At 68.7% G+C, this 23,621-nt stretch carries 25 protein-coding genes; 8 read left to right on the plus strand and 17 right to left on the minus strand.

Annotated elements, in window-relative coordinates; translation table 11 throughout:
- Positions 1-12 precede the first annotated feature (12 nt).
- Positions 13-195: a hypothetical protein gene (locus tag AB4089_RS12265; RefSeq protein WP_441409560.1), complete on the plus strand. Its 183-nt coding sequence runs from the start codon at positions 13-15 to the stop codon at positions 193-195.
- A gap of 83 nt (positions 196-278) precedes the next feature.
- Here the strand turns inward: AB4089_RS12265 and AB4089_RS12270 are convergent, their stop codons facing one another.
- Positions 279-3,758, minus strand: coding sequence for a DEAD/DEAH box helicase (locus AB4089_RS12270; RefSeq protein WP_441409561.1), 3,480 nt, complete (start codon positions 3,756-3,758; stop codon positions 279-281).
- A 196-nt stretch (positions 3,759-3,954) separates the two neighbouring features.
- On the opposite strand from AB4089_RS12270, the gene AB4089_RS12275 reads away from it, so the two are divergent.
- Positions 3,955-4,881, plus strand: a complete 927-nt coding sequence (locus AB4089_RS12275) for a DMP19 family protein (RefSeq protein WP_441409562.1) — start codon at positions 3,955-3,957, stop codon at positions 4,879-4,881.
- Between the two features lie 184 nt (positions 4,882-5,065).
- Here the strand turns inward: AB4089_RS12275 and AB4089_RS12280 are convergent, their stop codons facing one another.
- Positions 5,066-5,605, minus strand: a complete 540-nt coding sequence (locus tag AB4089_RS12280; RefSeq protein WP_441409563.1) for a COG4315 family predicted lipoprotein — start codon at positions 5,603-5,605, stop codon at positions 5,066-5,068.
- 250 nt (positions 5,606-5,855) lie between these two features.
- Here AB4089_RS12280 and AB4089_RS12285 point away from each other — a divergent pair, with 250 nt between their 5' ends.
- Both AB4089_RS12285 and AB4089_RS12290 read left to right on the plus strand, forming a co-directional pair.
- Complete coding sequence (locus AB4089_RS12285) at positions 5,856-6,356, plus strand: sigma-70 family RNA polymerase sigma factor (protein WP_441409564.1); 501 nt, start codon at positions 5,856-5,858, stop codon at positions 6,354-6,356.
- Positions 6,353-7,036 carry a zf-HC2 domain-containing protein gene (locus tag AB4089_RS12290; RefSeq protein WP_441409565.1) on the plus strand — a complete coding sequence of 228 codons (684 nt, stop codon included), beginning with the start codon at positions 6,353-6,355 and terminating at the stop codon, positions 7,034-7,036. Before AB4089_RS12285 ends, AB4089_RS12290 begins: the two co-directional genes overlap by 4 nt.
- Before the next feature lie 12 nt (positions 7,037-7,048).
- On the opposite strand, the gene AB4089_RS12295 is transcribed toward AB4089_RS12290, so the two are convergent.
- Together AB4089_RS12295 and trmB are read right to left on the minus strand one after the other, a co-directional pair.
- The gene (locus tag AB4089_RS12295) at positions 7,049-7,855 is read right to left on the minus strand and encodes a DUF1206 domain-containing protein (protein WP_441409566.1); all 807 of its coding nucleotides are present in this window, start codon (positions 7,853-7,855) and stop codon (positions 7,049-7,051) included.
- A 103-nt stretch (positions 7,856-7,958) separates the two neighbouring features.
- Complete coding sequence (gene trmB / locus AB4089_RS12300; protein ID WP_441409567.1) at positions 7,959-8,915, minus strand: tRNA (guanosine(46)-N7)-methyltransferase TrmB; 957 nt, start codon at positions 8,913-8,915, stop codon at positions 7,959-7,961.
- A gap of 130 nt (positions 8,916-9,045) precedes the next feature.
- On the opposite strand from trmB, the gene AB4089_RS12305 reads away from it, so the two are divergent.
- Entirely contained in the window at positions 9,046-10,308 is a 1,263-nt protein-coding gene (locus tag AB4089_RS12305) for an MFS transporter (protein WP_441409568.1), read from the plus strand.
- Positions 10,309-10,408: 100 nt separating this feature from the next.
- Here AB4089_RS12305 and AB4089_RS12310 read toward each other — a convergent pair whose 3' ends face one another.
- The gene (locus tag AB4089_RS12310; RefSeq protein ID WP_441409569.1) at positions 10,409-11,698 is read right to left on the minus strand and encodes an MFS transporter; all 1,290 of its coding nucleotides are present in this window, start codon (positions 11,696-11,698) and stop codon (positions 10,409-10,411) included.
- Between the two features lie 23 nt (positions 11,699-11,721).
- The gene (locus tag AB4089_RS12315) at positions 11,722-12,981 is read right to left on the minus strand and encodes a M20 metallopeptidase family protein (protein WP_441409570.1); all 1,260 of its coding nucleotides are present in this window, start codon (positions 12,979-12,981) and stop codon (positions 11,722-11,724) included.
- Positions 12,982-13,162: 181 nt separating this feature from the next.
- Between AB4089_RS12315 and AB4089_RS12320 the strand changes: the two genes are divergently transcribed.
- Both AB4089_RS12320 and AB4089_RS12325 read left to right on the plus strand, forming a co-directional pair.
- A complete protein-coding gene (locus AB4089_RS12320) occupies positions 13,163-14,194 on the plus strand; it encodes an Lrp/AsnC family transcriptional regulator (RefSeq protein ID WP_441409571.1) in 1,032 nt (343 codons plus the stop codon).
- A gap of 256 nt (positions 14,195-14,450) precedes the next feature.
- Positions 14,451-15,887, plus strand: coding sequence for an MFS transporter (locus AB4089_RS12325; RefSeq protein ID WP_441409572.1), 1,437 nt, complete (start codon positions 14,451-14,453; stop codon positions 15,885-15,887).
- Between the two features lie 86 nt (positions 15,888-15,973).
- Here AB4089_RS12325 and cycA read toward each other — a convergent pair whose 3' ends face one another.
- The 11 genes from cycA to AB4089_RS12380 all read right to left on the minus strand — a co-directional run bounded on the left by cycA (position 15,974) and on the right by AB4089_RS12380 (position 23,087).
- Positions 15,974-17,479 (minus strand): D-serine/D-alanine/glycine transporter, encoded by a 1,506-nt coding sequence (gene cycA / locus AB4089_RS12330; RefSeq protein WP_441409573.1) that lies wholly within the window; start codon positions 17,477-17,479, stop codon positions 15,974-15,976.
- A gap of 389 nt (positions 17,480-17,868) precedes the next feature.
- A complete protein-coding gene (locus tag AB4089_RS12335; RefSeq protein ID WP_441409574.1) occupies positions 17,869-18,291 on the minus strand; it encodes a hypothetical protein in 423 nt (140 codons plus the stop codon).
- Positions 18,288-18,875: an Asp23/Gls24 family envelope stress response protein gene (locus AB4089_RS12340; protein WP_441409575.1), complete on the minus strand. Its 588-nt coding sequence runs from the start codon at positions 18,873-18,875 to the stop codon at positions 18,288-18,290. The genes AB4089_RS12335 and AB4089_RS12340 overlap by 4 nt, the downstream gene beginning before the upstream one ends.
- On the minus strand, positions 18,872-19,459 hold the full coding sequence (locus tag AB4089_RS12345; RefSeq protein ID WP_441409576.1) for an RNA polymerase sigma factor: 588 nt from the start codon (positions 19,457-19,459) through the stop codon (positions 18,872-18,874). Before AB4089_RS12345 ends, AB4089_RS12340 begins: the two co-directional genes overlap by 4 nt.
- A gap of 195 nt (positions 19,460-19,654) precedes the next feature.
- Complete coding sequence (locus AB4089_RS12350) at positions 19,655-19,885, minus strand: CsbD family protein (RefSeq protein ID WP_441409577.1); 231 nt, start codon at positions 19,883-19,885, stop codon at positions 19,655-19,657.
- Between the two features lie 56 nt (positions 19,886-19,941).
- The gene (locus tag AB4089_RS12355) at positions 19,942-20,547 is read right to left on the minus strand and encodes a hypothetical protein (protein WP_441409578.1); all 606 of its coding nucleotides are present in this window, start codon (positions 20,545-20,547) and stop codon (positions 19,942-19,944) included.
- Positions 20,544-21,125, minus strand: coding sequence for a DUF6286 domain-containing protein (locus AB4089_RS12360; protein ID WP_441409579.1), 582 nt, complete (start codon positions 21,123-21,125; stop codon positions 20,544-20,546). The genes AB4089_RS12355 and AB4089_RS12360 overlap by 4 nt, the downstream gene beginning before the upstream one ends.
- Positions 21,122-21,565, minus strand: a complete 444-nt coding sequence (locus AB4089_RS12365) for a hypothetical protein (protein WP_441409580.1) — start codon at positions 21,563-21,565, stop codon at positions 21,122-21,124. Before AB4089_RS12365 ends, AB4089_RS12360 begins: the two co-directional genes overlap by 4 nt.
- The gene (locus tag AB4089_RS12370; RefSeq protein ID WP_441409581.1) at positions 21,565-21,756 is read right to left on the minus strand and encodes a hypothetical protein; all 192 of its coding nucleotides are present in this window, start codon (positions 21,754-21,756) and stop codon (positions 21,565-21,567) included. The genes AB4089_RS12365 and AB4089_RS12370 overlap by 1 nt, the downstream gene beginning before the upstream one ends.
- Positions 21,753-22,289, minus strand: a complete 537-nt coding sequence (locus tag AB4089_RS12375; protein WP_441409582.1) for an Asp23/Gls24 family envelope stress response protein — start codon at positions 22,287-22,289, stop codon at positions 21,753-21,755. Before AB4089_RS12375 ends, AB4089_RS12370 begins: the two co-directional genes overlap by 4 nt.
- A 132-nt stretch (positions 22,290-22,421) precedes the next feature.
- Positions 22,422-23,087, minus strand: a complete 666-nt coding sequence (locus AB4089_RS12380) for an SAM-dependent methyltransferase (protein WP_441409583.1) — start codon at positions 23,085-23,087, stop codon at positions 22,422-22,424.
- 203 nt (positions 23,088-23,290) lie between these two features.
- On the opposite strand from AB4089_RS12380, the gene AB4089_RS12385 reads away from it, so the two are divergent.
- Positions 23,291-23,617 carry a hypothetical protein gene (locus AB4089_RS12385; RefSeq protein WP_441409584.1) on the plus strand — a complete coding sequence of 109 codons (327 nt, stop codon included), beginning with the start codon at positions 23,291-23,293 and terminating at the stop codon, positions 23,615-23,617.
- The last annotated feature ends 4 nt before the right edge of the window (positions 23,618-23,621 follow it).

The raw sequence follows: 23,621 nt of genomic DNA on the forward strand, positions 1-23,621 counted from the left end.
AAGGCCGTCATGATGACCGCACAAACCGACATCCGCACCTCGTTTAGTCCGTACAGCCCGTACAGCCTGGCCGCGGGCGCCGCGCTAGCGCCCGCAGGCTCCGGGGCGCTGCTGGCAGTCATCGCGCTGGAAATGACGACGGCGCTGCTCGCCGCGACGCTCCTGGCCCGGCTCCGGGCACAGCCCAGCAGTTGAAGCGCCGCTGCACTGCAGCCTGAACCGATGCCTGTGCTGCTGTCTGAACCGCGGCGGACGCGGCCACCTTCGGCCCCAGTGGGTCAGTCGTTGAACAGCCCCGCCAGGTCCTCGGCCGTCAACGCGCCGCCGGTGAGCGCGTCGCCTTCCATGACGTCGGCGAAGAGCTGGGATTTCTTCGCCTTGAGCGCCATGACCTTTTCCTCGATCGTGTCCTTGGCCACGAGCCGGTAGACCATGACGTTCCGGGCCTGGCCGATCCTGTGTGTGCGGTCCACGGCCTGGGCCTCGGACGCGGGGTTCCACCACGGGTCCAGCAGGAACACATAGTCGGCCTCAGTCAGGTTCAGGCCGAAGCCGCCGGCCTTGAGGCTGATCAGGAACACCGGGGCGGCGCCGTTCTTGAACTCGTTCACGACGTCGGTGCGGTTGCGCGTGCCGCCGTCGAGGTAGCAGAACTCGATGTTTTCTTCGACGAGCCGCTCCCGGACCTTGCCCAGGAAGCCGGTGAACTGGCTGAAGATCAGGGCCCGGTGGCCTTCGGCCACGAGGTCCGCGAGCTGCTCGAACAGGACGTCGAGCTTGCTGGAGCGCACCCCGGACAGGGAAGGATCGATCAGCGAGGGGTCCAGGCTCAGCTGCCGGAGCAGGGTCAGCGACTGGAAGATCGTGAACCGGTTCTTGTTGACGTCCTCAATCAGGCCCAGGATCTTTTGGCGCTCCCGTTGCAGGTGCGTCTGGTACACCTTCTGGTGCCGCGGATTCAGCACCACTTCCAAGATCTGCTCCTGCTTGGGCGGCAGATCCCGGATGACCTGTTCCTTGGTGCGCCGCATCATGAGCGGGCGGACCCGCCGCCGGAGCTTGTCCAGTTGCCCCTTGTCGCCGTTCTTTTCCACGGGCTTTTGGTAGTACTCGGCGAACCGTTTGGGGCTGGAAAAGAGCCCGGGGGCCACGATCGAGGTCAGCGCCCAGAACTCCATCAGGTTGTTCTCCAGCGGGGTGCCCGTGATGGCGAGCTTGAAGCCGGCCGGCAGTTTCCGGGCGCACTGGTAGGCCTTGGACTGGTGGTTCTTGACGAACTGCGCCTCGTCCAGGACCAGGCCGGCCCAGGCCTGGGCGGCGTAGGCCTCGTAGTCGATCCGGAACAGGGCGTAGGAGGTGATGACGATGTCCGCGCCGGCCATCGCCTCGGACGGCTCCGAGCCGCTCTTGGCAAAGGTTTCGCCGATGGCGCGCACGCTCAGCCCCGGGGCGAACCGTGCGGTCTCCGCCTCCCAGTTGCCCACCACGCTGGTGGGGGCAACGACGAGGAACGGCGCGGTCCGGGCAGCGGGCTCCTCCGGTGTTGAGTGAGAAGTCGAGTCCGCGGTTGAATCGGAAGTTGAGTCCGGTGTTAAGTCTGCGGTTGAATCGGCGGAAACGACGGCGGCGGCGTCTTTCGCGGCGCAGATCAGCGCAAGGGCCTGCACCGTCTTGCCCAGGCCCATGTCGTCGGCCAGCACGCCGCCGAGCCCGTGGCGGTACAGGAAGCTCAGCCAGTTGAAGCCCTCGAGCTGGTACGGGCGCAGCTCGGCGTTCAGCGTCGCAGGCAGGGGGAGGCCCTTGATGCCGCCTTCCAGCAGGCCGCCCACGGATTCGCGCCAGGCGGCGGCCTGTTCGTCCACGATGCCGAGGTGCGCGAGCTCATCCCACAGCCCGGCCTGGAAGCGGCTGATCTGTAGGGGAGCGTCCTTGTCTCCGGGGTTGTCCTGGAGGGAACGGGCCTCGTCGATCAGGGCTCGGAGCTGGTGCAGTTCGGGCAGGTCCAGGGAGAAGTACGCCCCGCTGGGCAGCAGCATCCGGGTCTGGCCGGCGGCGAGGGCGGAGAACAGGGCGGCGAAGGAGACCGGCTGGCCCTCCAAGGTGATCACGATGCCCAGGTCGAACCAGTCACGGCTGTCCGTCGCCTTCGTGGAGATCGCCACCACCGGGGCTTCTTCGGCCTCGCGGTAGTCTGCAATCTCGCCGGAGGTATCCACGGCGACCTCGGGGAGGTCCCGGAGCCGGGGCAGTACGTCCTCGGTGAACGCCAGGGTGTCCAGCCCTGCCAGTTCTGCCGTGGCGGCAAGGCGCGGCGTTCCCCAGCCGCCGGTCGCGGATTCGCCCAGCGCGGGCACCACGTCCCAGGGCTGTCCCACGCCCTCGAGGATCCGGGCCTCGGCGGGGTCGTCCCGGTAGCCGTGGTCGCCGGGGTGCCGCCACAGCGGCTGGGCCGTGACGAGGTTCCCGGACGTGTAGTGCCATTCCCAGTGCAGCCTGACCCGGTGGTCCGCGCCGTAGTTGGCCAGCAGGGACAGGGTGGGCACGGCCAGCGAGGGCAGTTCCACGGATTCGTCGGAGGCCGTCACCCGGGCGGTCTGCTTGAGCTTGGGGTAAAAACCGGTCAGGAAGCGGCTTTCGTCCCGTGCGGGGATGTGCAGGGTGGTTCCGCCGGTGACGAAGGTCAGCAGTTCCTCGCTGAGCCCGCTTTCCAGCGGGGCCAGGGTGATGACGGGGTCGGTGGGGGCGACGCCGGGCAGGGCGTCGCCGTCCGTGGCCAGGAAGATCCCGTGTGCCGGGCGGCCGATGGTCCCGACCGTCGCCGGGTCCACCACTTCGCCTTCGACCGTGATGGTCGGCGCGAGCGCGAGCCCGCCGTCCTCCCCGCCGGTGCCGAACCGCGCCAGGTTCAGTCCGACGGCGGCAGGCTGCTCGACGAACCGCACCGGCTCGGCGCCGCGGCTGTGCACCAAGGCGACGCCGATCTTCTGGGCCTGGGACAACAGGCTCCACAGGTTCTTGCCGGCGTAGGTGTTCAGTCCCAGCCACAGCCCGGTGCCCGAGTGCTGGCGGTTCGCCACGGCTGTGTGGGAGGCGAGGAATTCCTGCATCCACTCCACGTGGGCCTCGTTGCATTCGCGCCGGTAGTTCAGGTAGCTCAGCGTGCTCCAGGAGACATCGCCGCGGATCCACTTGCCCTTGGCCCCCATGATCACAGGGCGTGCCTTGAGCTGCCGGACACTCCGGAGTGGATCTCGGCGGCCCGTGTACGAAAAGTGCGGGGCGGGTTCCTCGACGTCGAACTGGAGCGCCAGCGGGGTGCCGTTGGCGGACGGCGCGATTCCCGGGCGGGCGATCAGGGGGCTGAGCGCCTGCTCCCAGTCGGCCATTTCCGGCGGCGCGCTCTGGCGGGACAGCCGCGTGGCCTCGGCAGGGGCCAACAGTTGCATGCGGGTCGCCGGGTTGTCTTCGGCGGCGAACAGCAGGGCCGCGACGTGCTTGCAGTCCTTGCGGACGGGGCAGCTGCAGACGCCCACCGTGCAGCTCCAGCCACTGGGCTTCCGGACAAGCTTCGCCGTCGTGGAGTACGGCACTTCGGATCCGCCGCGCACCTTCCCCAGCAGCAGGCCCGTGGCGGCGTCGAAGGACATGCCGGAAACACGGCTCCCCATGGCGTAGGCCAGCCCGGCCGCGAGGGAGCGGTCGTTAATCGCGGGAGTCTGTATTGCCAGTGCCGCACTCTCGTCCGGATGGGATGGCATGTGCGCGCTACTTTCGGCAGGTGGTCATCTGATCCATCTTACCGAGGCTTCGCGGGACCCGGAACTTCGCCGGTACCCGCGGAACCGCCGCCCAAACTTCGCCTGACGTTCAACTGGGGCTCGGCTGCCCGCCGTGAAGACCGACCTACCGTGGAGAGGTCCGGAGTATCAGCAGTGCCAGCAGTAAGGATTCCGAATGACCAACGGCGAGCCCACCATCCAGTCCGCCCCCAGCTACCCGACAGTGCTGACCACGGAGAGCCTCAAAGGCGGAAACGAGGACGTTGTCGACGCGAACGTCAACGTGGTCAACGCCATGTTCGAGGAATTGCTGGAAGCGGACGAGATCTCCCCGACCGCCCTCCGCAGCTACTACGTGGACTTCTACCTGACGCAGGCGCTGGCCGGCGGCTTCGCGCAGTACGTCTTCACCGTCCCCGAACGCGAGGACGTCGATCCCTACGTCCGCGAAGGCCTGGCGGCCATGGGTGCCAACGCGCACCTGGACCTCTTCAACCGCACCGTGGCCGCCTTCGGCGCCCTCACCGACACCGACGTCGACACCTACCTCGACGGCGGCAGTGGCTGGGCCGCCGACGGTGACGACGCAACCGAAGACGACACAGCCGAAGACGCTCCGGGGGACGGGGTTTCCGACGCCGTCCGGCGCATCGAAGAACTGGACGGGGAGTTCGAGTCGCTCCTGGAAACCGAGGACATCGCGGCCCTGAACGCCGCCTGGCTGCGCGGCCAGGAGGACCTGCTGGTCCTTGCCGAGGACGACCTCGACGCCCACATTGCCGGTCGGGTGGCCCGGGTTCCAGACCTCGCGGAGCGCCAGGCGGCCGCCGCGGAGGAAGCCCTCCTGGACGCGCCGGAGTTCGAACAGATCATCCGGGAGCTGTGCGACATCGCGGGCCACACCCTGGAACGGATCACCATGGGTGATCCCAACCATGAGCACAACGGGGAAACCACCCTGGCGTGGCACTTCACCACCGAACAGGGCGAATTCCTCATGCTGGAAGACGACGAGGAGGCCTTCATGCTGAACCCGCGCACCCAGGAGATCCTCGCCGCCGTCGAATTTGAAGAGGCGGACTTCGCAGAGGCCGGCGCCTAAGAGGCCGGCGCTTTAGCCGCCCTCCCCGGTACGGCCGGCGCCTCCCCCCAAAGAGCAGGCGCCGGCCGTACGCCGGACCCGGCAGGCCTGGCCTGGCCAGCCGGAAGGGGCGGGCCGCTGGGCCAGCCCGAACGGGCGGGCCGCCGGCCAGCTCGAACGGGCGGCCCTCCGGCCCTGGAGGAGCCTACGGAACCGGCGGCGCCGTGATCATCTCTCCGGAGGGTGCCACAAGGTACCAGACTCCGCCGACGCCCTGGCCGTTGGTGTCCCCCGCGGCCTGGTCCTTGGCGAAGTAGTAGATCGGCATCCCGTTGATGGTGATCTGCATCTTTCCGTCAGCCGTCGGAATGGTTCCGATCTTGCCGGTGACGCCCTCAACGGTAGGGGTCGCCGTCGTCGAGGTGACCGCGGGCCACGACGTCAGGCACCCGGCGGTGCAGGCGCTGGTCCCGGAGTCCTTCGTGTTCTTGGTGAAGTAATAGACGCTCAGCCCCTGGCCGCCCACCACGATCTGTCCGTACTTGGACTGGGCCACCGTGAGCTCGGCAGCGGATGCCGGCGCCGAACTGGACGCGGCGGCGGACGACTCTGCAGGCATAGAAGAGGCGGCGGAGGTGGCCGGCGCTGCCGATGTCGGCGTCGTCGTGGTCGCACCCCCACCGCAGCCGGACAGTAGCGCGGCCAGGGCAAACGCGGACAAGCCAATGCTGAGGTGCTTCTTCATTGCTGCTCCTAGACTCGAGCCGGCCCAACTCGGAGGCCGGCGCTACCTGATAGGACGCCGTGGAGCGCGGAATGGTTCACGCCAGTGCCCTTTGTGCCTCCGCCGTTTGTGCCTCCGCAGTTTTGTGCCTCCGCCGTTTATGTAAGGGCGCTCCTGCGGCACACTGAACTATTGGGGCCGCCCATACGTCTTACAGGCGGAGAGGCGCAGGAAGTCAGCTCGGAGGACAAAAACCCGCAGGAGGTGGGAAATGCCGCTGGACGAAGACGTCGTGGCTGCCATCTACCGCGACCACGGGACGGCCTTGAAGCGTTTCGTCCTCAGCGCCTCCCGCGATCCCCAACTCGCCGACGACGTCGTCCAGGAAACCGTGCTGCGGGTCTGGCAGCAGGCACCGCAGATCACCGGAAGCCTGCGCAGCTACCTGTTCAGGACGGCGCGCAACATCATGATCGACAACTACCGCAAGGCCCAGCGGCGGCCCCAGGAAGCCGGCGAACGTGATGTCCCGGACACCCCCGACGGCGCCGGACGGATCGATGAACTGCTCAACAAGGTCCTGATGGAGGAGGCGCTGCTGCGGCTCAGCGCGGAGCACCGCGAAGTCCTCGTAGCGCTCCATTACCGCCGCTACACAGTCCAGGAGGCATCCGCCCAATTGAAGATCCCCAGCGGCACGGTGAAGTCCCGGGCGTTCTACGCCGTAAGGGCCCTTCGGACCATCCTCGACGAGATGGGGGTGCAGCGGTGAACGACAGCGACCTGCATCAGCTCCTCGGCGCGTACCTGCTCGGCGGGCTGGAGCGGGACGAGGCCGAAACCTACGAACGGCACCTGGCCGTGTGTGCAGAATGCCGGCAGGAGCTGGACGACCTCGCGAGCCTCCCCGCCCTGCTCGACGCCATCCCGGTGCCCGACGCGGTCGCACTCACCGTGGCGGCCGCGGCCGCCCGGGAGAGGGCGCTTGTTCCGCCGGAGCCGGTCCCCGTCCCGCGCCGGCTCCTGGATGAGCTCGCCGCCCGCCGCCGGAAGGTGCGGCGGCGCTGGACGGCGGCGGTGGCCGCCGCGGCAGCCGCGTGCCTGGGGGCGGGAATCATGGTCGGACCCTTGCTCAGCCAGCCCCCGAAACCGGACGCGAGCTATTCCGTGGCGGCCAGCAGCGGGCTGCAGGTCTCGGTGGGCCTCGTGAAGAAAACCTGGGGCACCGAACTGGCGGTGGACGGCCGGAGCCTGCCCGTCGCCGGGACCCTCTCGCTGTGGGTCAAGGACCGCGACGGCGGCGAGGACCGCGCCTGCGCGTGGACGGCAACACCCACCGGCAGGGTCCGGATCACCGGGGCGACGCCGGTTCAGCTGGCCAGGATCGCCAGTGTGGAGATGCGCGACGAGCAGCAGCAGACCGTGGCAGTCATCGCCGTCCCGCAGGGGTAGCGTCCGCGGGGCCTACATCTTCGCGAGTTTGGCCCGCATGGCCATGTAGATGCCGTAGCAGATCAGGCCGACACCGACGGCGGCCAGCAGATACACGCCGAAGGGCTGCTCGCGCAGGGCCTTCAGGCTGCCGTCGAGTCCGGTTGACTCTTCGGGGTGTGCCTTCACGGTGGCGATGATGATGAGCAGGCCCACCAGCAGCAGGGCGAAGCCTTTGGCGACGTAGCCCACCATGCCGGTGACCGTCACCGCGGTGCGCGCCTGCGACTGGGACGGCATCCGCAGGTACTTGATGAATGACTTCTTGAAGCCGCGGATCGCGTAGACGATCCCCGTGACTGCTATCGCGGCGCCGATGACCACCAGGAGCGCAACGCCGCCCGGTGCCTTCATGAGGTTGATGGTCAAATCCCTGGTTGACTCGCGGTTGTCGGAGCCGGCCCCGGTGGCGACCGACGCGAGCGTCAGGGCGAACGCGGCGTACACCACGGCTTGGACGGCTGCCTTGAGCTTCTTGGCGACCTTTTTCTTGGTCGGCAGGTGCTCGAAGTCGAAGATCGCGTCGGATGTCTGCCAGATGGCCAGCGCTACGCAGGCGGCAAACGAGGTCCAGAGCAGCAACGGCCCGGCCGGCTGCCCGGCGAGCTGTTGCACCGCGCCGCTGACGTCGGCCTGGCCTTGGCCGCCCATGGCGAGCCGGATCGCGACCAGCCCGATGAGGAAGTGCAGCAGCCCGGACACGGCGAAGCCGGCCCGTGCCACCACTTCGAGGGGCTTCGAATTCGTGACGTCCTCGGCGACGTCGGCGGCGTCCTTCATTTCTTCTTTGATGATCGTGTCCTTAGTGCTACCCAGCGCGGTTCGTTCCGCAATGGTGTCACGCGAAGCCGTTCAGGAACAGATCCCCGCGTGCCGGGGGCGCCTAGATTCTGCGGTAGCTGAGGTCGAAGATCAGGCGCCCGGCTTCGTGCGCCTTGTTCTCGAAGCTGGTCAGGATCCGGCCCTCAAAGCGCGGCGCCCAGCCGCCGGTCCCGTCCACCCCTTCGTTGGGCCCGGTGTGTTCGGTGCTGACCGGTGCCCGGCCCTCCTTGACGGGCGCTCCGCCCACGAGGGACTCGACGCCGGATTCCCACACCTGGGTCAGGGGGCTCTCCGCGCCGGCGCGCTCGCCCTCATGCAGGTTCTCGAAATCCGCGGACCCGGCCATGACTTCGCGGACGTGGACGGCGTAGTTGGACCAGTCGGTCGCGATTCGGAAGATGCCGCCGGGCTTCAGGGCCCGGGCGGCAAGATCGGCGAAGGCCGGCTGAATGAGGCGGCGTTTGTGGTGCCGGGACTTGTGCCACGGGTCCGGGAAGAACACCCACAGTTCGGTGACGGAGCCTGCCGGCAGCATGGTCGCGAGCACCTCGGGGGCGTTTGCCTCCACCACGCGGACGTTGCTCAGTTTGCGGCTGTTGATCTTGATCAGCGTGTTGGCCAGGCCCGGTGTGTAGACCTCCACGGCCAGGAAGTCCTTGTCTGGGTTTTCCTCCGCCGCGTGGCACACGGCGTCGCCCAGCCCGGAGCCGATCTCCACAATCAGCGGCGCCGTCCGGCCGAATTCGGCTTCCGCGTCGAAGACGTAGTCCGGGTGCACGGAGGTGTTGGCGACGTGGCGGGGGACCTCAACGGCCCAGCGGTCGGAGTGCTCCTCCCAGGCTGCCTGGCGGCGGCCCTGCAACCGCGTGCCGCGGCGCACGAAGCTCACCGGACGGCCCCCGTAGGTGCCGAACGAGGCCTGGCTGCCGGGGGTCACGGGGCGCGGCAGTTGTGTCTCTTCCGAGGCGCCGGACGCCGGGGTTGCCGGCGTGCCGGGGGATTCTGGGGATTCGCTCATCCCTTCCAGAATAGTTGAGTTTGCGGGGCCGGCCCGCCCCGCAACCATCCGGAGGCGGGAGACCGCGGCGGTCCGGCGGGGAGACCGCGGGGGCGGGCGGCAGCACGAAGCGACTGCAAGAATAGGGCGGATGAGCCCAGCAGGAAAAACTGACCAGCAGGAACACCTGGCAAGCCTCGCTGTCCGGGACGACCCCGCCGGAGCGCCGCGCGCCCCCGGCCAGCGCACGCTCGCGTACCTGGGCGTCTGCCTGGTCCTCATCGGGCTGAACCTCCGCACCGTCTTTTCGAGTTTTGCTGCGGTACTGCCCGAAGTGACGGCCGACGCCGGGCTTCCGGCCTGGGCGGTCATGGTGCTCACCACGGTGCCCGTGACGCTGCTGGGCGTGTTCGCCCCGCTCGCCCCGGGGCTGGCCCGCCGGTTCGGGGCCGAGCGGGTGCTGCTCGGTGCCATGGCGGTGCTTACCGCCGGGCTGCTGCTGCGGCCCGTGGAGCTGCCGGCGGCCGGCCATCTTCCGGCCCTGCTCGCAGGAACCGCCGCCTGCGGCGCCGCGATTTCATTGTGCAACGTGCTGCTGCCCGGTGTCGTCAAGCGCGACTTCCCCCACCGCCTGGGCCTCATGGGCGGCCTCTACACCACGGCAATCTGCGCCTCGGCCGCCCTCGGTGCGGGCTTCACGTTCCCGGTCTTCCGCGCGACCGGGCAGTGGAGCGCGGCGCTCTGGTTCTGGGCGCTGCCGGCCGGCGTGGTGCTTCTGCTGTTCCTGCCGGCAGCCCTCCGGGCCCGTCCCGGCAGCCCGGCCCCGGCGGGCGGCGGCGTCAATGTCTGGCGTTCCGCCGTGGCGTGGCAGGTGACGGCCTTCATGGTGCTGCAGGCCATGATGTCCTTCAGCGTCTTCGCCTGGCTGGCCCCGATCCTGCGCGAACGCGGCGTGGACGGCGGCACGGCCGGCCTGATCGTCTCGGCCTCGATAGTGCTGCAGATGCTGGGCTCGCTTTTCGCCCCGGCCCTGGCCACACGGTTCCGGGACCAGCGCGCCATCAACATCGTGGTGGCCCTCATGACCGGCGGAGGCTTCGCGCTGAGCATCTTTGGGCCCGCCGATTTCCTCTGGCTGTGGACCGGGCTGCTCGGCCTGGGCCAGGGGAGCCTGACAGCCGCCGCACTGACCCTGATCATGGTCCGCACCCGCGACGGGCACACCGCGGCCCACCTCTCCGGGATGATGCAGGGCGTGGGCTACGGACTGGGCTCCAGCGGCACGCTCCTGGTCGGCCAGCTGCACCAGTCCACCGGGTCCTTCGCCGCGGCGGGGGTGCTGTTCCTGGTGGTGGGCTCGCTCGCCGCCGTGTTCGGGTACCGGGCCGGCCGGAACCGCTACGTCGGGGACTGACGTCTTAACTACGTTGAGCTATCAGTTGTTGCTGTCCTGAGCCCTCTAGACAGCAACAACTGATAGCTCAACCGGGACCGCAGGGCCGGTCGGGACGGGATCAGAGGGTCAGGTCCTTGCCCTTCGTTTCCGGGATGGTGAAGACGACGACCGCGGAGATGGCCAGGAGAATCACGGCGTACACGTTGAACAGCTGCGGCATTTGCACGGTGGTGCCGAGCCACTGCTGCAGGTAGGGCGCGGTTCCGCCGAACACCGCTACGCAGATGGAGTAGGGGACGCCGACGCCCACCGTGCGGATGCTCGTGGGGAACAGCTCGGCGTAGACGGCCGGGACGATCGCCGCGCTGGCCGCGATGAAGATCAGCATCACGGACATGCTGACGGCCAGCTGCCACGCGGCGTCCTTCAGCAGCCAGGTCATCGGAAAGTGCATGACCCCTGCGCCGATCGCGCCGGCCCACAGCACCTTCTTGCGTCCGATCCGGTCGGAGAGTTTGCCCCAGAACGGCAGCGCCGCGATGAACACGATGTTGCCGATCACCCCGGCCCACAGGGCCTCCCCGCGGTCGATCTTCAGGGCGGTGGTGGCGTAGCTGGGGGCGACGACACCCCAGATGTAGTAGATCACCGTCAGGCCCACGGTCAGGCCGATCACCTGCAGGGCCTGCTTGCGGTGGCGCACGATCTGGGGCCAGATCGGGGCGCGCTTTTCGGCAGTGGCTTCGCCCTCAAAGACGTCCGTTTCGTGCAGCCGGGACCGCATGATCAGCGCGTAGAGTCCCATGGCCGCGCCGATCAGGAACGGGATGCGCCAGCCCCACGCGTTCATGACCTCGGTGCTCAGCGCCATGTTCAGGACGGCGCCCAACAGGGTCCCGAACAGGATTCCCACGGTGCCGGAGGTGTAGATCAGGGTGGCCCAGAAGCCGCGGTGTTCCTTCGGCGCCATTTCGGACAGGTAGGTCTGCGACGACGGCAGCTCACCGCCATGCGCCAGGCCCTGGACCAGGCGCGCCACCAGGAGCGTGAGCGATGCCCATACACCCACCGCCGCGAAGGTCGGTGCGATGCCGATCATCAGGCTGCCCACCGATGCGAGCCCCACGGCAAGGGTCATGGAGGCCTTGCGGCCGATCCGGTCACCGATCCACCCGAACAGGAAGCCGCCGAAAGGACGGGCAACGAAGCCGACGGCGAAAATGGCCAGGGTGGACAGCACCGCGGACGCCGGATCCGACTTGCTGAAAAGCTGGCTGGCGATGAACGGCGTGAAGGTGGCGTAGATGGCCCAGTCATACCATTCGACGGCGTTTCCGATGCCGGTGCCGATGATTGTCTTGCGGGTGGATGTCCGGGGCGCCAGCTGGGTGCTTGCGGTTGCAGTCATGGTCTTCTCCCTCAGGGGGTGGGCTAGGAACGGGTGGTGGCGGCGGTGGCGGATGCGGGAGCGTCGGCCGCCGCCAGCGCGGCCAGCCTCGAAATGGCGAGCTCCGCGTAGAGTGCGGCGCCGTCGGCCAGCACGCCGTCGTCGAACGTGGCGTACGGGGAGTGGTTGAACGCGGACGTGGCGTGGTCGGAGCCCCGGGGGACGGCGCTCAGCCCGATGAACGTGCCCGGGACCTCGGCGAGAACCCTCGAGAAATCCTCGGAGCCGCTGAGCGGCGTGGCCCAGCGGGAGAGCCGGGAATCGCCGAATAGGCCCTCAATGACGGTCTCCGCGGTGTGCGTCTCGTCCTCGTCCGTGATGGTGAGCGGATACTCCTGCTGGTAGTCGACGTCCACCTCCAGACCGTGCGCCGCCGCGATTCCCTTCAGCAGGCGCGGCACGGCCTCCATCATCTTCTGCCGGGATTCCTCGGAGAAGGTCCTGATGGTGGCCTCGATGCGTGCCGTTTCCGGGATGATATTGCGCTTGGTGCCGGCCTGGAGGACGCCCACGGAGAGGACCACGGGATCGAACATGTTGAACTGGCGGGTGATCATCACCTGGAGGGCGGTGACCATTTCGGCGGCCGCCGTCACGGGATCCTTGGCAGAATGCGGGGCAGATCCGTGGCCGCCGGCACCGAGCACGGTGACCATCAAGCCGTCGGATGAGCTGAGCATGACCCCGGGCTTGGTGCAGAACGTCCCGTGCGGCTCCAGGGCGGAAAAAACGTGCATGCCGTAGGCGGCGTCCACCCGCCGGCCTGCGGCATCCAGCACGCCCTCGCGGATCATGTGGCTGGCACCGTCGAAGCCTTCCTCGCCGGGCTGGAACATCAGGACGACGTCGCCGGCCAGGTTGTGCCGGCGCTCGGCCAGGAGCGTGGCGGCTCCTGCCAGCATCGAAGTATGGAGGTCGTGACCGCAGGCGTGCATGGCGCCGTCGATCCGGGACGTGAAGTCCACGCCTGTTTTCTCCTGCACCGGCAGGCCGTCCATGTCCGCGCGCAGCAGCACGGCCGGGCGGGAGCCGGCGCCGGACCCGGGTGCCTGGCCGCGCAAAACCGCTGTGACCGAGGTGGTGTCCTTGCCCAGGGTGACCTCATAGGGCAGCCMGTCCAGGGCTTGGAGCACCTTCTCCTGGGTGCGGGGCAGGCTCAGGCCGATCTCGGGCTCCCGGTGCAGTTCATGGCGGAACCGGGCGAGGTCCGCCTGCATCTCCCGGGCGTCTTCGGTGATCGGCACGTGTTGCTCCTCGTTTGTCGCGTGGTTGGTGATGTGGCCTGGCTGACTGGCTTTGTTCAGTCCCCGCGGGGACTTACTGCGTCTATTCTGAAGTGACATGATTCACATGCGGCCGAAGCCCTGAAAAAAAGCAAAAAAGGACTGCTGTTGCAGGTTTCATGCATTAACGAAGGGAAAAGTGATGGAACTCAGCGAGGACGACCTCGCCCTGATCAATGTCCTGCAGATTGCGCCGCGCCTGAGCTGGGCGGACGCGGCCCAGGTGCTGGGCGTCCACGCCACCACCCTCGCCGCACGGTGGGAACGGCTGCTGGCCTCCGGCGTTTCCTGGATCACCGCCCACCTGATCGGCGACCCCCATCAGATGTGCCTGGCGTTCGTGGCTGTGGACTGCGAAATGAACCGGCGCGAGGAAGTCACCGCCAGGCTCGCCGGGATGCCGGAAATCGTCACAGTGGAGGAGGCCGCCAGCAACCGGGACCTCATGCTGACCGTCATCACGCCCTCCCTGGACGACTTCAGCATGAAAGTCGTCTCGCGGCTCAAGGAGATCGACGGCCTGCTCAAATATCAGACCGCGCTGTGCACCCGGCTGCACGCGAGCGGCGGCTCCTGGCGGCTCAATGTGTTGAGCCGGGCCCAGCAGGCCGCAGTGCGGGCACTGGCCGGCCCCGAGGCCACCGGGGTAGCCCCGGCTGCCGCCCGGGACGTGTTGCCGGAGAGCCATCTGGCGCTCCTGCCGTTCCTGGCCAGGGACGGGCGGGCCACGGCGGCGGACATTGCCCGGGGGCTGGGCAGGCACCCTGCCACTGTCCAGCGGCAGCTCAACCGGGTGCTCGCCAGCGGCATCCTGTCATTCCGGTGCGAGGTGGCTCAGAAGTTCTCGGCCTTCCCCGTGACTTGCCAATGGTTCGTCAACGTCCCGGCCGGGCGGCACGAGGCAGCCGCTGCCGAATTGAGGACCATGCGGAACGTCCGGCTCAGCGCTTCCACCACGGGGCCCACGAACTTCGTGATCACCATGTGGCTGCAGTCCCTGGCGGACGTCATGAGCATCGAACTGGCGCTGCAGCAGAAAGTCCCCGGGATCGTCCTCGTGGAAAGCGTTGTCATGCTGAGCACCGTGAAACGCGTGGGCTGGATGCTGAACCCGGACTCACGGGCGAGCGGCGCCGTCGTGGTTCCGGCCCAGGGGCTCGGTGCGATGGGCTGACCTCGATGGGCTGACCGCGACCGACTGACCTCCACGGACTGACCACTGCACGTCGACTGCTGACAAGCAGCCCGCGGCGTGCCCGGCTTTCCAAGCTGTGACATGCTTCCCCTAGGCGCCCTTCACCTGCTTCATCCTCCGGTTGGCCAGGCCAGGAGCCGCGCCACTGGTCCCCGCCCGCCCGGACCTGCCTTGGCCTCATCGTTGAGTTGGGGATTCCAGGGTTGCGTCCCTCATTACCGATCAGGCCCCGCTCGTGCCCCGAACTGACCCGCCCGCCCGCCAAAGAGCCGTCCCCGAATCGGCCGGAATCTTCCACCGCAGCTACCTGCTGGTGACGCTCGGCGCGTGCGCGCTGGTGTTCCTGGCGGCCTTCGAGTCCCTGGCGGTGACCACCATCATGCCGCTCGTCAGCCGGGAACTCGATGGCGCGGGCCTGTATGCCTTGGCCTTCGCCGGGCCGCTCGCCACCGGGGTGATCGGCATGGTGGCAGCCGGCAGCTGGTCGGACCGCAAAGGCCCCGTGGCGCCCCTCCTGGCCGCCGTGGGCATGTTCGTGCTCGGCCTGCTGATCGCCGGTACCGCCGGAACCATGCCGGTTCTGGTATCCGGACGGCTGGTGCAGGGCCTCGGCGGAGGCGGGCTGACGGTGGCCCTGTATGTCGTCATCGCCCGGGTCTACCCGCAGGTGCTGCACCCGAAAATTTTTGCCGCCTTCTCCGCGGCCTGGGTCATCCCGTCCCTCGTGGGCCCGTTCGCGGCGGGCGCCGTGGCGGAACTGGCCGGCTGGCAGTGGGTGTTTCTGGGCGTCGTGGGACTCGTGGTTCCGGCCCTGCTCCTGACGGCCCCGGCCCTGCGGGGCCTGAATGGCAGCCGGGACGACGCCGGGGAGCCGCCGGCAAGCGCGGAGCCCGCCGTTGGCCGCGGTCCGGGCGGCCTCGCCAAGTTGGCGCTGGCGGCGCTGGCAGCGCTCGCGGTGCTGGGCCTGAACCTGTCCGCCACGGTGCCGGGCGCCGGGGGCGTGCTGGCGGCGGCCGCCGTCGCCGTCGCGGTCCTGGCCGTGCGTCCGCTGATGCCCCGGGGAACCCTTACCGCCCGGCGCGGCCTGCCCAGCGTGATCCTCACCCGGGGGCTCGCGTCCGCGGCGTTCTTCGGCGCGGAGGTCTACCTGCCGTACCTGCTGGTCGAGCGCTACGCCTTCGCCCCGACCTTTGCGGGCCTCACGCTCACCGGCGGCGCCATCGCCTGGGCGGCGGCGTCAGCCATCCAGGGCAGGCTGGGGAACCGCCTGGAGCACCGCAGGGCTGTGCGGATCGGCTCGGCCCTGGTCCTCGGCGCCATCGTCCTGGCCCTAGTGACAACGGTGTTGGCCTGGCCGGCCGCCGTCGCGATCGCGGGATGGATCTTCGCCGGCGGCGGGATGGGCCTGATGTATCCGCGGCTAAGCGTCATGACTCTGGCCCTTTCCACCCGGGAGACCGAGGGCTTCAACAGTTCGGCGATGTCCATTTCGGACTCGCTCGGCGGCGCCCTGGCCCTGGCCGGCACGGGGATCGTGTTCGCCGCGTTCGCGACGGCGACTCCGTCGGCACCCTTTGCCGGGGTCTTTGCGCTGACGTCGGCGATCGGGGTAGCCGCCGTGGCCGTCGCGCCGCGCGTCGCCGTCGTCCCGGCCCTCAGGAAGCCCGCCTAGCGGCCCCTGACGCATGGGAGCCCCGGACTGCACAGGAGCCCCGGCCGGAAAGTCCGGCCGGGGCTCCTGCGCGTCACGCTTGAGGATCAAACAGCCGCGCGGGCTTCCTCCTCAGAGCGGACGGCCTTCCATTCGACAATCCGGGCCTGCTGCAGCGGGGTCTTCCGGTTGAAGTGCCAGGCCGCGCCCAGCAGCAGGAACCACACCGGTGCCACCACGAGGGCCAGGCGGGTGTCATCGGCCTGCGCCAGCGCCACCAGCATGAAGACGAAGAACGCGAGCACGACGTACGGCATGAAGGCCGAGCCGGGCATCTTGAAGGCCGAAGCCTCGTGCAGGGCCGGCCGGCGGCGGCGGAAGACGATGTAGCTGATCAGGATCATGGACCACACGAACATGGTCAGCACGGAGGCCACGGAGGTCACGATCGTGAATGCGCCGATCACGGAATCGCCGGAGTAGAGCAGGACAAGTCCGGCCAGCAGGAAGATGCAGGAGAACAGCAGGGCGTTCTGCGGCACCTTGCGGACGCTGAGCTTGCCGAACGCCTTGGGCGCGTTCCCGTCCTGGGCCAGGCCGTAGATCATCCGGGAGGTTGAGTAGATTCCGGAGTTGGCGCTGGAGGCGGCGGAGGTCAGGACTACAAGGTTGATGACCACTGCGGCGATCCCCAGCCCGGCCAGGGTGAACATGCCGATGAACGGGCTGCTTGCGGGATCGATGGTGCGCCATGGGTTGACCGCCATGATGACCACCAGGGCGCCGACGTAGAAGAGCAGGACGCGCACCGGGATGGAGTTGATGGCACGCGGCAGGTTCTTCTCCGGGTCCTTGGTTTCGGCGGCGGCGGTGCCCACCAGTTCGATGCCGGCGAAGGCGAAGATGGCGATCTGGAAGCCCAGGATGAAGCCGAACATGCCGTGCGGGAACATGCCGCCGTCGTTCCACATGTTGGCAAGGTTCGCTTCCGCGCCGCTCGGGGACGTGAAGTGGGTGGCGATCATGACCGCGCCGGTGATGATCAGGGCCACGATGGCCACAACCTTGATGATGGCAAACCAGAATTCTGCCTCACCGAACGCCTTCACGGTGGGGAGGTTCAGGAGGATCAGCACGACGGGAGTGAGCAGCGCCGGGATCCACAGGGGCGTGCCGGGCGCCAGTTTGTCAACGTAGCCGGAGATGGCGACGATGTCCGCCACGCCGGTGACTACCCAGAAGAACCAGTAGGACCAGCCGGTGAAGAAGCCGGCCCAGGGGCCGAGCAGGTCGCCGGCGAAGTCGCTGAAGGACTTGTAGTTCAGGTTGGAGAGCAGGATCTCGCCCATCGCACGCATCACGAAGAACAGCATGAAGCCGATAATCATGTAGACGAAGATGACGGACGGGCCGGCGAGCGAGATGGTCTTGCCGGAGCCCATGAACAGGCCGGTGCCAATAGCACCGCCGATGGCCAGCAATTGGATGTGGCGGTTGCCGAGGGCGCGGGCGAGGTGCGGTTCGCGGCTCCCGGCGCCGGAGTCACTGTTGGTGGAGGCGGCAGTGTCAGATTCTGCAATGGCCGGAGCGGCCGAGGTGGTGCGTTCAGACATGAGGCTTCTTCCTTGTCACGGGCGGTCGCAGCGGGCGGGGGTTCCGCAGTGCGGGCCGCGCAGGTCCGTCAGGGTGTGACGGAGGTAACAGTTTTAGCGGGTAGGTCCAGATTAGGGCCGATATTTCGCGGCCCCTGTTGTCGCCGTGGTCCATGCAGGTGGGCCGTCCGTCCGGTGATGTGCCGTGGTTCTGCCGGTGGCATGGTGATTCCGCACGGTGCGGAATCGGGTCCGGAACCCGCATCTATCGCGGGCTCTAGGGAAAATGCGACGGCGGCACGGCAGTCCGGTGCGGCCGCCTGCGCCGCCTTCTCCGCGAACCACCCGCGCACGGGCCCGTTCGACAACTGTCGATCATCTTAGCTTCAGTTGTCGTCCGCTGTCTTTTGTCACATTTTTTGCGCGCTGAAGGCGGACCGGGGCTCCTCGAGGCCTATCTGGGCGATGCCGACCTGGACTATCACCCGGTGGTCGCCCAGATGCTGCCGTACCGCCGCGGCAACGGCCCGGGCCACGTCCGGCGACGGGTGCGCCCCGCTCACCCCGATGCGCGTCCTGACCGCCACGGCGTCGCCGGTGGCGGAAACGTCAACCGGCGGTTCCGGCTCTCCCGTCACGGCCGACCGTGCCGCGCCCGCGATCGTCTGCCACAGCGGGCGCGCCGGATAGACCGCCGTTACGCCGTCGACGGCCTGGATGACCACTTGCAGTTCGGCGGCCAGTCCGGCGGGGAGTTCGGCGGGGAGTTCGGCGGCCGGCCCGGCCGGGTCTTGCCCGGTGCCGCCGTCCAGGGGAGGCAAAGGCTCGGTCATGGTTTCTCCTGCGGGTTCCGTGCTTCCAGGACGTCGGTGATGGTGACATCGATTGCGGTGATGTTCAGCTCCGTCTGCCGCGCCAGGACTGTGGCCAGCTTCCGGCGCAGTGTGGCGGCGCGCTCCTCCATCGGGTGCCCGTACACGACGGCGAGGTCGACGCCCACGGTGATGGGCGCCCCGGGCTCGTTGACGTCTCCGTGCAGGCGGCATTTCCCGGCGGCCGTGCCCGGAAGGGAATCCGCCACGGAACGGATCAGCGCCGCAATGGAACCCTCCGTCTCGGTGAGGATGTCGCCGGGTGTGTCGGCCCGCAGGGGAATGTTCCGCCCCGGCCGCAGTTCCAGGCGCAGGTTGCCCAGGATGGTTTTCATCCAGTCGTCGCTGCCGCTGCCTGCAGCATCAGTGTCGGCGTCGAGCAATTCATTGCCGAGGGCCGCAAGGCTGCGCAGGGATGCCAGTCCTGACTGGCATTCGGGACAGTCCGCAAGGTGGCCGGGATCGCCGATCCTGCCGGTGTCGAGGTATTCGCTCAGATCTGCCAGGCTGCGCCCGCAGCCGAGCATGTCGCCGGTGGTGGTCATCGCCAGTCCTCCATTTCGCGGGCGAGCGTGATGCGGGCCCGGGCAAGGCGGCCGCGGACGCTGGCCGTGCTGATGTTCAGGGTTTGCGCGATTTCCTCATAGCTTTGGTCATTGAACGCCTTCAGCACCCAGCAGCGGCGCTGTTCCTCCGGCAGGGCGGCCAGGGCAGTCCTGAGGGCGTCCATCCGGGAGCCGCTGACGGCGGCGTGTTCGGGGTGGTCCCGGCGGTCCGTGCCCGCACCAGACGGCACCTTGTGGTCCAGTTCGCCGAGGTCCGCATGGGTTTTTCGCCTGCGCAGATGGTCGATGCTGCGGCTGCCGGTAATGCGCAGCAGCCAGCCGCGCACGGCGTCGCCGTCCCGCAGGGTGTTGAGCTGCTTCCAGGCCTGCATCAGCGATTCCTGCACGACGTCGTCCGCGTCGGCGAGGGAACCGGTCAGACGGCGGGCGCAGGCACGCATGACGGGGCCGTGCCGGCGGGCCAGTGCCTCGAAAGCTGCGGTGTCGCCGTCCGCGGCCCGTCCGGCCAGCAGGGCGTCCGGCACGAGGTCCAGTTGATGCGGCGCCGGGGGTAAACCAGTCACGTGTCCGTCGCTTTCCTCTGCTTTCGCCACGGGTTGGTGTGGGCTTTTCGGCGTGGGCTTTCGGCCTGCACTGATCCGACCTGCGTCGGTCCGGCCTGCACCCGTCGCTGCGGCCGGAACGGCCCCGCCGTGGGCGCGGGGCCGTTCCGTTGCGCGGTTCTTGGACTCGGATTAGGCCGAAGCCCAGCGCGGACGCTATTCCTTGCTGAAGCCGTCCCTGAGCTTCCGGGCGGCGTCCTGGATGTTGCCGCCGATGTCGGCCGCGGCGTCCTTGACGCGCTCGCCGGCCTCCTGCAGCTTCGCCTGCGCCTGTTCGTGCTGGCCTTCGCGCCGGAGGTCCTGATTGCCCGTCATCCTTCCGGCACCTTCTTTGGCTGCGCCGATGTGGTGGATGACCGTGAGGTTGGCCTTGTCGTCGGTTCCCATGATGTTCCCTTTCGTTTTCCTACTTCGTGAAGCCGTATAGCGGTGCGTCTGCCCGGTCAGCGGGCGCGATCGGGTGCAGCCACCTTGGTCCTGGTGCCACTGGTGATTCGGACCAGAACCGGCAGTGGATGGCCCAGTAATGTGTCGATGCCCCGGACCAGTTCGTCGGCGGTGTCCGCGATCTCCCGGGGAGATGCTCCCTGTCGGGCTTGAAGCCCCAGCCGCAGTCCCGTCCCGCCCTTCGTGTGCCAGGCGGAGACCGATGTCCCGAGCACCTGGCGGTTGCTGGCCAGGGCCTGTTTGACGGCGGCCGAGACGAGTCCGGCTTCGATCACGGTGGTGCCGCGGCCGCTGTCCTCTTCCCGGCCGACGTGGGTTGTGCGGCCGCCGCCTTGTGATGCCAGCCAGGCGATGCTGAGCCCGGCCGCCAGGATCAGTGCGGCGACTCCGGCCACGGCCCACCAGCTGCGGGCCGGCCCCGGGAGGGGTGCCGCGGAGAAGAGGTGGCCTGGCCAGTCCATGAGCGTGGATCCTGTGGCTGCCCATGCAGCCGCAACATCGGGCAGGATCCCCGCGGCGGCTGTCGCCGTGCCGGCCGCGAGCAGCCCGAGCCCGGCCAGTGCCAGCAGGATCCGGTTCAGCGCCCTGTTGGTGTGATTCATTGCCCCAGCGCTCCTTCCCTCAGGATGTGGATATTCAGTGCGATCCGGCGGTCCAGGGAGTAGGCGGCCAGTTCGTCGCCAACTGCGGCGTCGATCGCGTCCCGGTCCACGGGAACGCCCGACGTCGGGCGGACCTGGACGCGGACGGCGCGCCGGCTCACCGTGGTGGTTACCTGCCCGGGGGTCAGCCCCGCCGTGAGGCGCGCCCGCCGGGACAGGGCCGCGGCGAGGACCTCGTCGTCGGCCACCACTGCGCTGCGGTTGCTGTGCAAGGCGTGCCGGGTCCGGCGGCCGCGCGTCACTGCGGCCCAGAGCAATACCAGGCCAAGAATGGCCAGTCCGGCTCCACCGGCTACCAGCCCCGCGGGGACCGTGTTGGCCGGCACGCCGATGATCCAACGGCCAAGGTGGTCGGGGCTGACCAGGAGCGGGTGTTCCTGGAGCAGCGCCAGCACGGATTCGAGCGCAAGCCAGAGCCAGAGGCCGGCCAGCGCGCCGGCCGTCAGGACGGACGCGGCGGCCCGGGACGAATGGGTTTCCCTGCGGACCAGGCGCCCGATGGTTCGGTCCGGTCTCACGTGGCGCTCCTCTCCGCCGGGTTCGTGTTCGCCGGGTTCGTGTTCGGCTGGTTCGTGTTCGCCGGGTTCGTGTTCGGCTGGTTCCTGTTCGCCTGACCGGCCCGGGCGTCTGCCTTGGCGGGGCCGGGGGACGGCTTTGCCCCGGTGAGCCGGATATTCACCCTGCCCAAGGTCCGGCCCGTGAGGTCCAGGCCGCGGGTGATGATGTCTTCCCGGGCTGCCCGTGACCGCTCGAAGACGGTGCCGCCGGCCGAGTCCGCGCGTGGGCCCAGCAGGGACGGGAGCGCCAACTGCACGCTGACTGTTGCGCCGAGCCGGCCCGAATCGTCTTCCAGCACTGCTGTGACGTTGGACCCCGGAACGCCGAAGGCGCGGGCGGCGATGGTTTCAACCGTGTGCCGGAGAGCAGCCGGGGTGACCCGGGTATGCCCGGCCCGCATCACGAGGAGGAGCGCTTGCCGCGCAGGGCGTCCAGGACTCCGCCGGGATCCAGCCTGCCTTCGGCCGCGCGGCCCACCACGGCCCCGGCCCCCATGAAGAGCGCCGTGAGCAGGAATCCCCAGAATCCGAACGCCAGGGCGGCTCCGGCGAGGACCGCTCCGATGGCCAGCCCGCCCGCGGTGGGACTCAAGCGACCCTCGGCTCGGGGCGGCCGGCGTCGGCGTCCTCGTCGTCGGAAGGAACGTGAATGTCGGTTATGGTGATGTTGACCTCCGTCACTTCCATGCCGACGAGGTTCTCGATGGCCGTGTACACGGCCTCGCGGGCATTGTCAGCGACCTGTTGGAGCGGGTGCGGGTACTCGACCACCAGGGTGATGTCGACCGCCACTTGCGTCTGTCCGACTTCCACGTGGACGCCCTGGGTGAGGTCCTTCTGGCCGACCTTTTCCCGCAGGGATCCGAGCGCGCGGGCCGCTCCGCCGCCGAGGGCGTGCACTCCATCGATTTCCTGGATCGCGATGCCTGCGATCTTTGCCACGACTCCGTCTGCGACCGTGGTGGCGCCGCGGCCGTCGTTGCCGGCGGGAAGGGCGTGGGGCGTAAGGCCTGGCGACTTGGCGGCTGGTGCCTTTGCAGCGGGCGTCTTGCTGGCGGGGGTTGTTGCGGTGCCCGGTCCGGCCTGGCCCTGGACGTCTGCCGGGGTGTGAGTCTGGGTGGTCAATGCAATCACTCCTGATCGGTTGAGGACGCGCTCTGTGGCGCTGTCTCAACTAAGACGGGCCCGGAGCGGAAATCCTCACGGTCAAATCAGGGTGAGCTGCATCACGTGCAGCCGTGGCGCTTGCCCGGCGGTCTACTGGGCGGCCAGGCGGGTGGCCCGCAGCACGGCATCCGTGAGGGGCGCCGTCCCGCCGTCGGGCCCGACCATGCTGCGGTGCCGGCTGTCCAGGACATCGACCCGCCACTGTGGTTCTTCGAGGGGGAGTTCCCGGGCTATGTCCTCGGCGGTGAAGAACTTCTCCGGAGTGTGGTGCGCGCCCCACGGCGGCAGTCCGTCGGGGTGATGGCCGACGATCAGCAGCGTCCCGCCGGTCCGCACCGCGCCGGCGGCGAGCTGCAACGCCTGCTGCCACGGCATCTGGGTGGAATGCAGGAACTGTGCCGAGACGAGGTCGAACAACCGGTCCGGGACCCATGTGGCAAGATCCTGCTGCACCCACGTGATGGTGGCCCCCTGGCCGCGGTCCCGGGCGTGCGCGGCGGCACGTTCAAGGGCGACGGCGGAAACGTCCAGGCCGGTCACGGCCCAGCCGCGGGCGGCGAGCCAAATGGCGTCCGCGCCCTCGCCGCACCCCAGGTCCAGGGCCTCGCCCGGAGGCAGGTCCGTCGCCTCCGCGACGAGTTGCGGATTCGGCTCCCCGCTCCACATCCGGGTTCGGCCGCTGTACTTTTCATCCCACACCTGCGCCGCAGTGCCGGGCGCCTGATCGGCGGCGTGCTCGTGGCTGTGTGTTGTCATGGCTTCTCCTCGTCGCCTTGCCCGCCAACCATGCTCCTCCGGGACGCGGCGGCGGTCAATACATCCCCTGGCCTGCGGCAACGCGTCGAACAAAGCTGCGAAGGCCGGGGGGACACATGAAAATCACGCTCCGGAAACGCTCTCGAAACCTGTGTCGTGAATGCTGGGCACATGAGGTTGAACGCTGGGGAAGGACAATGATCATGGACGTTGACGCAGCACGGCACATCCGCAGTTCCACCGAGTTGAACGTGGGGGACGAGATCGAGGCCTGGCACAACGGCAAGCTCTTCCACCGGGGCACGGTAACGCAGACCGTCACGGCCGTGGACCTGTTCTGGATCCTGGATGCCAGGACGGGAACCCGCCGCCTCATCGACGCCGAGGCGCTCGTGATCCTGCGGGCGGCGGCCCCGGCCGCAGGCAAGTCGCCGTCGCCGTCGCAGGCGTCCGTCCACACACCCTCCTCCCACACCCCCCCCGGACCCTCCCACATGCCGCTGTTCCAAGCCCCTGTCCTGGCGGGCTAGGGGC

Source organism: Arthrobacter sp. 2MCAF15 (genome assembly GCF_052115605.1).
In the GTDB taxonomy this organism is placed as follows: domain Bacteria; phylum Actinomycetota; class Actinomycetes; order Actinomycetales; family Micrococcaceae; genus Arthrobacter.